The 10,021-nt window shown below is 69.3% G+C and carries 12 protein-coding genes; 7 read left to right on the forward strand and 5 right to left on the reverse strand.

Annotated elements, in window-relative coordinates:
* Window positions 1-402, forward strand: a 402-nt coding sequence (locus FV217_RS20770) for a DUF1732 domain-containing protein (RefSeq protein WP_147820279.1), incomplete at its 5' end; no start/stop codon positions are given.
* Between the two features lie 43 nt (window positions 403-445).
* Window positions 446-1,117, forward strand: coding sequence for a guanylate kinase (gene gmk / locus FV217_RS20775; RefSeq protein WP_147820281.1), 672 nt, complete (start codon window positions 446-448; stop codon window positions 1,115-1,117).
* 112 nt (window positions 1,118-1,229) lie between these two features.
* On the opposite strand, the gene FV217_RS20780 is transcribed toward gmk, so the two are convergent.
* Both FV217_RS20780 and FV217_RS20785 read right to left on the reverse strand, forming a co-directional pair.
* A complete protein-coding gene (locus tag FV217_RS20780) occupies window positions 1,230-1,496 on the reverse strand; it encodes a hypothetical protein (protein WP_147820283.1) in 267 nt (88 codons plus the stop codon).
* 47 nt (window positions 1,497-1,543) lie between these two features.
* On the reverse strand, window positions 1,544-1,876 hold the full coding sequence (locus FV217_RS20785) for a hypothetical protein (protein ID WP_147820285.1): 333 nt from the start codon (window positions 1,874-1,876) through the stop codon (window positions 1,544-1,546).
* A gap of 404 nt (window positions 1,877-2,280) precedes the next feature.
* Between FV217_RS20785 and FV217_RS20790 the strand changes: the two genes are divergently transcribed.
* The 4 genes from FV217_RS20790 to FV217_RS20805 all read left to right on the forward strand — a co-directional run bounded on the left by FV217_RS20790 (window position 2,281) and on the right by FV217_RS20805 (window position 7,352).
* Window positions 2,281-3,309, forward strand: a complete 1,029-nt coding sequence (locus tag FV217_RS20790) for an Hsp33 family molecular chaperone (protein WP_147820299.1) — start codon at window positions 2,281-2,283, stop codon at window positions 3,307-3,309.
* Window positions 3,310-3,449: 140 nt separating this feature from the next.
* Complete coding sequence (edd, locus tag FV217_RS20795; protein WP_147820287.1) at window positions 3,450-5,282, forward strand: phosphogluconate dehydratase; 1,833 nt, start codon at window positions 3,450-3,452, stop codon at window positions 5,280-5,282.
* 151 nt (window positions 5,283-5,433) lie between these two features.
* On the forward strand, window positions 5,434-6,048 hold the full coding sequence (eda, locus tag FV217_RS20800; RefSeq protein WP_147820289.1) for a bifunctional 4-hydroxy-2-oxoglutarate aldolase/2-dehydro-3-deoxy-phosphogluconate aldolase: 615 nt from the start codon (window positions 5,434-5,436) through the stop codon (window positions 6,046-6,048).
* Between the two features lie 191 nt (window positions 6,049-6,239).
* Complete coding sequence (locus FV217_RS20805; protein ID WP_147820291.1) at window positions 6,240-7,352, forward strand: hypothetical protein; 1,113 nt, start codon at window positions 6,240-6,242, stop codon at window positions 7,350-7,352.
* A gap of 68 nt (window positions 7,353-7,420) precedes the next feature.
* Here the strand turns inward: FV217_RS20805 and speG are convergent, their stop codons facing one another.
* Genes speG through apaG form a run of 3 tightly spaced genes read right to left on the reverse strand, consistent with a single transcriptional unit; the run spans window position 7,421 to window position 9,610 of the window.
* Window positions 7,421-7,990 (reverse strand): spermidine N1-acetyltransferase, encoded by a 570-nt coding sequence (gene speG / locus FV217_RS20810; protein ID WP_238231718.1) that lies wholly within the window; start codon window positions 7,988-7,990, stop codon window positions 7,421-7,423.
* The gene (gene argE, locus FV217_RS20815) at window positions 7,987-9,240 is read right to left on the reverse strand and encodes an acetylornithine deacetylase (RefSeq protein WP_238231720.1); all 1,254 of its coding nucleotides are present in this window, start codon (window positions 9,238-9,240) and stop codon (window positions 7,987-7,989) included. The genes speG and argE overlap by 4 nt, the downstream gene beginning before the upstream one ends.
* Window positions 9,218-9,610, reverse strand: a complete 393-nt coding sequence (gene apaG, locus FV217_RS20820; protein WP_147820295.1) for a Co2+/Mg2+ efflux protein ApaG — start codon at window positions 9,608-9,610, stop codon at window positions 9,218-9,220. The genes argE and apaG overlap by 23 nt, the downstream gene beginning before the upstream one ends.
* Before the next feature lie 218 nt (window positions 9,611-9,828).
* Between apaG and FV217_RS20825 the strand changes: the two genes are divergently transcribed.
* The coding region (locus FV217_RS20825) for a hypothetical protein (RefSeq protein WP_147820297.1) at window positions 9,829-10,021 on the forward strand (193 nt) is incomplete at its 3' end.

The raw sequence follows: 10,021 nt of genomic DNA on the forward strand, positions 1-10,021 counted from the left end.
GAGGGCCAGCTCGCCGAGATCCAGCGCCTCACCGAGGCCGCCGACGCCTGCCCCGCCCGCAAGCCGGAGGCCGTGCGCGCCCGCCTCGCCGCCGCCGTCGCGGCGCTCGTGGAGAACGGGGGCCTCGATCCGGACCGCCTGCATCAGGAGGCGGTGCTGCTCGCGGCCAAGGCCGACGTGCGCGAGGAGCTCGACCGGCTTCGTGCCCACATTGCCGCGGCCCGCGAGTTGCTGGCGAAGGGCGGCCCCATCGGCCGGCGGCTCGATTTCCTGGCGCAGGAACTCGGCCGCGAGGCCAACACGCTCTCGGCCAAGGCCAACGACATCGCGCTCTCGCGGATCGGACTCGACTTGAAGGCCGTGGTGGAGCAATTCCGCGAGCAGGTTCAGAACGTCGAGTGAGCGTGCGTGAGATGATGATGCCGGCGCCCGGAGACTACGGACGATGACCGCCATCGCGACAGTGCCGCACACGGAGATCGAGCGGCGCGGGCTGGTGCTGATCCTGTCCTCGCCCTCGGGCGCGGGCAAGACCACGCTCACCCGCGCCATCGCCGACGACGGCGGCTGGGGCCTCGACCTCTCGATCTCGGTGACGACCCGGCAGCGCCGCCCGTCCGAGATCGACGGTCGCCATTACGGCTTCATCAGCCGCGAGGCCTTCGAAGACCTGCGCCAGCGCGACAATCTGCTCGAATGGGCGGAGGTCCACGGCAATTTCTACGGCACGCCGCGCAGGCCCGTGGAGACGGCGCTGGCGCGCGGCCGGGACATGATCTTCGACATCGACTACCAGGGCACCCGTCAGGTCCGCGAGCGCCTGCAGGACGACGTCGTCACGGTGTTCATCCTGCCGCCGAGCTTTTCGGAGCTGCGGCACCGCCTGGAACGCCGGGCCGAGGATTCGCCCGCCACCATCGAGAAGCGCCTCGCAAACGCCCGCAACGAGATTCAGCGCTGGGTCGAGTACGACTACGTCATCGTCAACGACGACCTCGACGAGTCTTTCCGCGCCTTGAAATCGATCCTGGAGGCCGAGCGCCTGAAGCGCGTCCGGCGCACCGGGCTCACCGGCTTCGTCGACGGCATGCTCGCGGAACCCGCGAGCATGGTGTGATACCGCGTTTGGCTAAAGCATCGCCCTGGATATAGGATCCAAGACGATGCTCTAGGTCTTTGTATTGCATCGGCTTTTCCGAAAACCGGAGGCCACTTTTCGGGCCGATGCTCTAACGGTACTCGGCGCACCAGCCCGGCGCGTCCTCGGCCACGATCCGGCAACCCCGAACGACCTCGCTCTCGATGAGCGAGCAGGCGTTCGTGGCGTTGCAGGGTGGCCGCGTTGCCGGGGAGACCTCCAGGCAGCGCTCCACGAGACGCGCGGCCTCCTTGCGGCCTATCTCGGCACTGCACGACTCGGCCATGGCGGGCGTCGCGACCCCTGCGAAAGCGGTCAGCAGAACCGCGAGGCGGAGACGGCGTCGGATCGGGGACATGGTGGAAAATTCCTGAGTTGTGGCGGACGCCGCGAAGGATGCCGGCCTCACTGTGAAAACCGTCGCAGATGCTTGACGAGGCTCGGCACGTCGTCCGTTCCGACGTCGACGATGCGCCAACCGGCCTCGGTCCTCGCCAGGCGGTAGCGCACGCTGATCGCCTGCGCTCCGATCCGGAATCCGACGACCGCCTTCGCCCGCACGGCATCCTCGTCCTGCGCCGCGATGGCGACGCCGCGCAGGCCGGTATCGTCCTGGCAGGCGCAGATCGGGCCGAAATCGAGCCCACCCGGCTCGCCCGAGGCTTTCGCGGCCGCCTGGTCGCGCAGTACGAGGCCGAGCAGCGGCTCGCCGAACCAGGCCTTCGGCCGATCCTGCACGGGCGGGGTCCGCCCGGCGGCGACCGGGTACGCGGAGCAGATCGGCCGGCGTATCCGCCTCGGCTGCAAGCGCGGGCTGGGCGGACAGGCAGGCGAGAGCCGCGAGCGCGGCGGCGAGAACGGCGAGCTTCATCGGACGGCACTCCGGGACGCGGTCGGCCTCGCAAGGCCGGCGAGCCTGCGATCCCGCGCGTCACGAAGCACGGCCCTCGGGTCCTGTCATTGCCGCCACGTCCCAATCGCCTCGAAAAGCGGCGCGTCGGCACCCATATCCCGGCTTGCGCCGGATTTGCGCGCCCCACCCGCCCCCCGCTATGCACAGCGCGATCGCCGCAGACCCGCGCGAGGTGCCGTTCATGTCCAGCGATCACGCGATCCGGCCGGAGCCGGCCCACGGAGACGTCATGAGTTCAGGACAGGCCCCGGCGACCTCCGCCGCCACCCTCGAAGGCGATGACGACGCGATCCTTCCGTTCGCAGTGGAATCGCTCGATCTGCGGGGCGGCGCCGTGCGGCTCGGACCGTCCCTCGACAGGATCCTGCGCCGCCACGGCTATCCGGATCCGGTGGCGCGGCTGCTCGGCGAGGCGGCGGCGCTGACGGCCCTGCTCGGGGCCTCGCTGAAGTCTCAGGGTCGCTTCCAGCTCCAGACCAAGACAGACGGTCCGGTCGAGATGATCGTGGTCGATTTCGAGGCGCCCGACCGCCTGCGCGCCACGGCCCGCTTCGACGAGCCCCGCGTCACGGCTCTCGGTGCGAAGGCCAAGGCCTCGGACCTGATCGGCCACGGCCACCTCGCCATGACCATCGACCAGGGGCCGAGCCAGAGCCGCTATCAGGGCGTGGTCGCCATGGAGGGCCAGGGTCTCGAAGAGGCCGCACACCAGTATTTCCGCCAGTCCGAGCAGATTCCGACCCGCGTGCGGCTCGCCGTGGCCGAGCAGGTCGAGGGCGGGGTGAGCCGCTGGCGGGCCGGCGGCCTGCTGATGCAGTTCCTGCCGTCCTCGCCCGAGCGGATGCGGCAGGCCGACCTGCCGCCCGGCGACGCACCCGAGGGTCACGCGCTGATGGACGAGAACAACCTGCCCGAGGACGATGCCTGGACCGAGGCGCGTTCGCTTGCCGGCACGGTGGAGGATCACGAACTCGTCGATCCGGCCGTGTCGAGCGAGCGGCTGCTCTACCGCCTGTTCCACGAGCGCGGCGTGCGGGTGTTCGATCCGCAGCCCCTGGTCGAGCAGTGCCGCTGCTCGCGCGAGCGGGTGCTCGGCATGATCCGCTCGTTCTCCGAACAGGAGCGGCGCGACATGGTCGCCGACGACGGCCGGATCGGCATCACCTGCGAATTCTGCTCGCAGCGTTACGTCGTCGACCCCGCCGAGGCCGAGGGCGATCCCGAGGCTGCGGCGGACAGCTCCGAGAGCCTGCAGTGACGGGGCTGTGATCCTGCCTGGATCCGTTCCATGTTAGCGAACGGACCACGGCCTGACGCATCGGCCCCCGCCTCGATCTTGCTCGCCTCGATCTTGCAAGAGGGCCTCCCTGCCGGATCCGCGAGCGAGGCTTGGATCGCATGACCGACCTTCACCCCGTGATCGCAGCCGTCACCGAGCGGGTGGTCGCGCGTTCCCGCGACGGCCGCCGCGCCTATCTCGACATGATCGACCGCGAGCGCGAGGCCGGCGTCCACCGCCCGATGCTCGCCTGCGGCAACCTCGCCCACGGCTTCGCGGCCTCCGGCGAGGACAAGTCGGCGATCATCGCGGGCCGCGCGATGAACATCGGCATCGTCACCGCCTACAACGACATGCTCTCGGCCCATCAGCCCTACGGACGCTACCCGGAGCAGATCAAGCTTTTCGCCCGCGAAGTGGGCGCCACGGCGCAGGTCGCGGGCGGTACGCCCGCCATGTGCGACGGCGTCACCCAGGGGCAGCGCGGCATGGAGCTGTCGCTGTTCTCGCGCGACGCCATCGCCCTCGCGACGGCGGTGGGTTTGAGCCACGGCATGTTCGAGGGCGCGGCGCTGCTCGGCATCTGCGACAAGATCGTGCCCGGCCTGCTGATCGGCGCCCTGCGCTTCGGCCACCTGCCGATGATCCTGATCCCGGCCGGCCCGATGCCCTCCGGGCTCGCCAACAAGGAGAAGCAGCGCATCCGGCAGCTCTACGCGGAGGGCAAGGTCGGCCGCGCGGAACTCCTGGAGAGCGAGTCCGCCTCCTATCACGGGGCCGGCACCTGCACCTTCTACGGCACGGCGAATTCCAACCAGATGATGATGGACGTGATGGGCCTGCACATGCCCGGAGCTTCCTTCATCAACCCCGGCACCAAGCTGCGTCAGGCGGTGACCCGCGCCGCCGTCCACCGGCTCACCGAGATCGGCTGGGGCGGCGACGACTACCGCCCGCTCGGCCGCTGCATCGACGAAAAGGCGATCATCAACGCCATCGTCGGGCTGCTCGCCACCGGCGGCTCGACCAACCACGCCATCCACATCCCCGCCATGGCGCGCGCCGCCGGCATCGTCGTCGACTGGGAGGATTTCGACCAGCTCTCGGGCGCCGTGCCGCTGATCGCCCGCGTCTACCCGAACGGCTCGGGTGACGTGAATCACTTCCACGCCGCCGGCGGCATGTCCTACGTCATCAGCAGCCTGATCGATGCCGGCATGCTGCACGATGATATCCTGACCGTTTCGGGCACGACGCTGCGCGACCATGCCCGCGACCCGAAGCTGTCGGGCCAGGACGACAACGGACTCGTCTACGACGATGCCGTCGCCGACAGCCTCGACGACACCATGCTGAGGAAGCCCGCCAACCCATTCCAGCCGGACGGCGGCATGCGCCTCGTCACGGGCAATCTCGGCCGGGCTACCTTCAAGACCAGCGCCGTGACGCCGGAGCGCCGGACGATCGAAGCACCGGCCCGCGTCTTCTCCGACCAGGACGACGTCATCGCCGCCTTCAAGGCCGGAGAACTGGAGAAGGACGTGGTGGTGGTGGTGCGCTTCCAGGGGCCGCGCGCCAACGGCATGCCGGAACTGCACAAGCTCACCCCGCCCCTCGGCGTGCTGCAGGATCGCGGCTTCAAGGTCGCCCTCGTCACGGACGGCCGCATGTCCGGCGCCTCGGGGAAGGTGCCGGCGGCGATCCATCTCAGCCCCGAAGGCGTCGGCGGCGGCCCGATCGGCCGCATCCGCGACGGCGACGTGATCCGGCTCTCGGCCGAGGACGGCGTGCTCGAAGCGCTGGTCGATCCCGCCGAGTGGGAGGCGCGCGACGAGGCGCTGCCGCCGGCCGACGGCCTCGGCACCGGCCGCGAGCTCTTCGCCTTCATGCGCCACGGCGCCGACGGAGCGGAGCAGGGTGCGTCGGCGATGCTGGCGGCGGCGGGGCTTTAGCGCTCGGATCCGCGACGGTTACTCTCCTCCCCCTTGTGGGGAGGAGTTGGAGGTGGGGGTGGTTCCGCTGGGCTCCGACCCAGGCAAGCGGCACCACCCCTACCCCTTACCCCTCTCCACAAGGGGGAGGGGACACTTCAGGGAGAGCCCCATGGCCAACGACATCGACGCGCTGATGCGCTCCGTTCCCGTGATCCCGGTCCTCGTGATCGAGGACGTGGCCCATGCCGCGCCGATCGCCGAGGCGCTGGTGGCCGGCGGACTGATTGCGCTGGAGGTCACCCTGCGCACGCCTGCCGCCCTCGACGTCATCCGCGAGATGTCGAAGGTCGAGGGTGCGGTGGTCGGCGCCGGCACGGTGCTGAACCCGAAGGACCTCGACGCGGCGCTCTCGGCCGGCGCGAAGTACATCGTCAGCCCTGGGCTGACCGCGCCGCTGACGGAGGCTGCGCAGAAGAGCGGCGTGCCCTACCTGCCGGGCGTCGCCAACGCCGCCGACATCATGCGCGGGCTCGACCACGGCCTCGACCGCTTCAAGTTCTTCCCGGCCGAGGCCTCCGGCGGGTTGAAGGCGCTGAAGGCGCTGGCTGCCGTCTTCGGCAACGTCCGCTTCTGCCCGACCGGCGGCATCACCGAGGCGACGGCGCCGAACTGGCTTGCACACCCATCGGTTCTCTGCGTCGGCGGAAGCTGGGTCGTGCCGGCGGGCGCGCCCGACGGTGCCGCGATCCGCAGGGCGGCGGAAGCTGCCAGTCGATTGCGGTAGACGAGTCTGGCGCCGTGCTGCAGTGCGAAGACGAGTGAAGCTGAAAATTCGTTCATTTTCGCAACTCGTCTCTATTTGTGCGGTCAAGCTTAGCTCTGTTCTCTCGATCGAAAGCAATCTTCGAAAAACCACGAAACCCTTTTCGCACTTCCGACGTTTCGATCCGCGTTTATAATTCGGAGGAACGTCTGATGAAGAGACTTGCTGTTGGCTTGGCAGCATTGCTGCTGAGCACGTCCGTTCATGCCCAGCAGGGCGGTGGTGCGGCCGGTGCCGGTGGCGGTGCGGGCGGTGGCGCGGAGAAGTCGGCCATGGGCGGCGGTCGAAGCGGTGCCGGCAGCGCGGCGGCCTCCCGTGGTGACGGTGGGGGCGCATCGCAGGCCGCGCGCGGCGGTGACAAGGGCGACGGCGGCGGTTCGATGGGTCGCCAGAGTGCCGGACGCGACGGCGGCGAAACCAGCAATACCAATGGTGCCGGCAAGGCGGCTGCGAACGAGCGCGGCGATGCCGGTGCACGGAGCGACCGCTCAGGTCGTGGCGATCGCGCCGAGCGTGGCGGCCGGGGCGACCGATTCGAGGGACGCAGCAACAGCCGGGTCGACATCCGCACGTCGTCGCGCACCGATCGTTTCGACCGCGGAGGCCGTGGTGGCCGCTTCGTGGTGATCGGCGGCCAGCGTGTGGTCTACGGCTCGCCCGAGTATCGCCGCCTCGTCGTGACCGAGCGCAGCGGCGGCGGCATCCGTGGCAAGCGCTACGTCACCGTCCGCGGCCAGCGCGTGATCTACGGCTCGCCGGAATACCGCCGTCTGATCGTGACCGAGCGCCGGGGCGGCCTCCGCGAGCGCTACGTCGTGATCCGCGGCCAGCGCGTCCTCTATGGTTCGCCCGAGTATCGCCGCCTGTCGGTGAATGTCGGCGGTCGCGACGGCTTCGAGCGCAACAGCGTCTCGACCCGCACCAGCGTCACCACCCGCGAGCGCGACGGGTTTCGTGGTGGCCGCGACGACAACGGCGGGCGCGGCGCCCGTGCCGACCGCAACGAGACCGGCAAGGGCATGACCCGCGGCGGCAACGACGGCGGCATGAAGAACGCCGGCACCGACACCAAGTCCAGCGGCATCCGCAATGCCTCCGAGAAGGGCGACACCGGCGGTATGCGGAATGCCGGCGGCGGCAACGCTGGTGCAGGCGAAGCCGGCGGCGGTCGCGGCGGCTCCATGGGTGCCGGTGGCGGCGCGATGGGCAAGGGCGGTGCTGGCGGCACCGGCGGCGCAGGCGCTGGTGCAGGCGGCCGTAACTGAGCCTGACGCTTAGACATTCGGGCAAAGGGGAGGGGCCGGAGACGGCCCCTCTTCTTCCCGACTGACGCTCAGGTCTTCAACACCGGCTCGTTGACGTCGCCGCTGCCGCGCTGGGCCAGGTAGTCCGGCTGGAACAGGCACATCCGCACGGCGTCGCGGTAGCGGCCGTTCACGAAGAACTCGTCGCGCAGGACGCCCTCCGGCTTGAAGCCGCAGCGCTCGTAGATGCCCACCGCCCGCGCGTTGTCCTTGTCGACCTGCAAGTAGAGTTTGTGGATGTTGAGCACGCTGAAGGCGTAGTCCATGGCGATCCGGGTCGCCTTCCAGGCGTAGCCCCGCCCCTCGAAGCCGGGATGGATCGCGATCTGGAACTCGCAGCGCCGATGCAGGTGGTTGATCTCGACCAGCTCGATCAGCCCCGCCGGCTCGTCCCCCTCCGTGGCGATGATGAAGCGCCGCTCGGTCTGGTTGTGGATATTGCGCTCGTAGAGCTGCTGGAGCTCGGCGAAGGACTCGTAGGCCTCCTCGAACCAGTAGCGCATGATGCTGTCGTTGTTGTTGAGCTGGTGCACGAAGCGCAGGTCCTCGCGCTCCAGCGGCCGGAGTTTGACCGCGCCAGTCAAGCGTTTCGCACTCACGCCGCGCATTCCGACAGCAACCGCTTCATGAAGGCTTCGCCCCGCTCCAACTCGTCGAGGGTGATGTACTCGTCGGGCTGGTGGGCCTGGTCGATTGAGCCCGGCCCGCACACCACCGTCGGCAGCCCTGCGGCCTGGAAGCGCCCGGCCTCCGTTGCATAAGAGACGGAGATGGTGCGGTTGCGCCCGGCGAGCCGCAGGGCCAGCGTCTCGGCTTCCGAGCCCGGATCGGGGGCGAGTCCCGGCACGGCGACCTCCTCCACCGTCTCGATGTGCCCGTAATCGCCGTAGCGGTTCAGCCTGTTGGCGACGACCCGCTCGGTCGCCTCCGCGAACAGGCGCGGGATCTCCTGCATGTCGAGGTCGGGCAGCCCGCGAAACTCCCAGTGGAAACTGCAGCGTTTCGCCAGGATGTTACGGGCGGTGCCGCCTGCGATGGTGCCGACATGCACCGTCGTCGCGGGCGGGTCGAACCGGCCGGAGGCATCGCCCCGCGCGATCATCGCGTCGGCGATCGCGTTCAGTTCCGCCACGAGATCGGCCGCCGCCGTCACCGCGTTCGCCCCGAGCATGGGCTTGGAGGAATGCGCCTCGTGGCCGTGCACCACCGTGTCATAGGTGACGACGCTCTTATGCGCGTCGGCGACCTCCAGCCCGGTCGGCTCGCCCACGATCACCGCGCCGGGGCGCGGCAGGTCCGTGCCGAAATGGGCGATGGTGTCGAGCACGCCGAGGCAAGTAATCTCCTCGTCGTAGGAGAGCAGGATGTGGATCGGCCGCTTCAGTTCGGTCGAGACGGCGTCGGGCACCAGCCCGAGGGCGAGGGCATCGAACCCCTTCATGTCGACCGAGCCGCGGCCATAGGCGCGGCCGTCACTGATGCGGAGCGTGAACGGGTCGGAGGTCCAGGCCTGGCCCGTCACCGGCACCACGTCGGTATGGCCCGACAGCACGACCCCGCCATCGATCATCGGTCCGAGGGTGGCGAAGAGCGCCTGCTTGTCGCCGGCCGCGTTCGGCACGCGGGTGTAGGGCACGCCCCAGCCGTCGAGGTAGCCGGCGACGAAGTCGATCAGGGCGATGTTGGACTTCGAACTCTCGGTATCGAAGGCCACGAGGCGTTCGAGCAGTTCGAGGGTGGTGTAGCGCTTGGGTTCTCGCTGTGTCGCGCCCTCTCGCGACGAACCGGCATCCACGTCGTCGGAGAGCCCTTCCGAGGACATCGCCTCAGTGGACGCTGCGGCGGACATGCGGCGAGTCGAGCGAGAAGGCCGGGATCTCCGCCTCGAAGCTGTCGCCGCCGATCACCGTCATCGTGTAGCTGCCGGCCATCAGCCCGTCCGGCGTCGTGAGCGGGCAGCCGCTGGTATAGCTGAACGACTCGCCCGGGCCGAGGAAGGGCTGCTTGCCGACGACGCCGGCGCCGCGCACCTCCTGGCAGGAGCCGTGGCCGTCGATGATGCGCCAATGGCGCGAGCGCAGCTGCACCTTCTCGTTGCCGTTGTTCACGATCTCGACCGTATAGGCAAAGAAGTAGCGGCTCTCGCCGGGAGAGGATTCCTCCTCGACGAAGCGAGGCTCGACGGTCACGCTGATGCCGCGGGTCTCGGCCTTGTACATCGCCGGAAATCTCTCCCTGGCCGCTCAGAGCCGTATCCGATCCGATTGCATCGGGCCGGTGACTCTTAAGCTTCCGTTTCGACGCGCTCTCTTTCGACCAACCGGCATCGACTCGGTCGGAAAACGCACTGGGGTCGCCGCGACGCGACAACCGCTCGGCCTCGTGGTACGTGGCCCCCGGATTCCCGTCAATCGCGGCGAAGTACGTCGGAGTTCCCTTGGCGAAAGCCCCGTCCCAGGCCTTGCGATCACGGGTTGCCGACGCCTCGATGCCCTATCTCATGGGCTCCGGAGTCCTGCTCGCGCTGACGGCATTGTTCGTCTGGAAGGCCCCGGCCATGAACGGTCCGGCGGGCGTGGCGCTGGCCGTCGCGGTGGCCCTCGACGCGGCCTCGCGGCTCGCGGCCGAGG

The organism is Methylobacterium sp. WL9, assembly GCF_008040035.1.
Lineage (GTDB): Bacteria > Pseudomonadota > Alphaproteobacteria > Rhizobiales > Beijerinckiaceae > Methylobacterium > Methylobacterium thuringiense.

Bases quoted from the DNA above. Each gene is read 5' to 3' on its own strand.
- FV217_RS20805 (WP_147820291.1), top strand. From the start codon at position 6,240: ATGAAGAGACTTGCTGTTGGCTTGGCAGCATTGCTGCTGAGCACGTCC.
- edd (WP_147820287.1), top strand. From the start codon at position 3,450: ATGACCGACCTTCACCCCGTGATCGCAGCCGTCACCGAGCGGGTGGTC.
- eda (WP_147820289.1), top strand. From the start codon at position 5,434: ATGGCCAACGACATCGACGCGCTGATGCGCTCCGTTCCCGTGATCCCG.
- gmk (WP_147820281.1), top strand. From the start codon at position 446: ATGACCGCCATCGCGACAGTGCCGCACACGGAGATCGAGCGGCGCGGG.
- argE (WP_238231720.1), bottom strand. From the start codon at position 9,240: ATGTCCGCCGCAGCGTCCACTGAGGCGATGTCCTCGGAAGGGCTCTCC.
- FV217_RS20780 (WP_147820283.1), bottom strand. From the start codon at position 1,496: ATGTCCCCGATCCGACGCCGTCTCCGCCTCGCGGTTCTGCTGACCGCT.
- apaG (WP_147820295.1), bottom strand. From the start codon at position 9,610: ATGTACAAGGCCGAGACCCGCGGCATCAGCGTGACCGTCGAGCCTCGC.
- FV217_RS20790 (WP_147820299.1), top strand. From the start codon at position 2,281: ATGAGTTCAGGACAGGCCCCGGCGACCTCCGCCGCCACCCTCGAAGGC.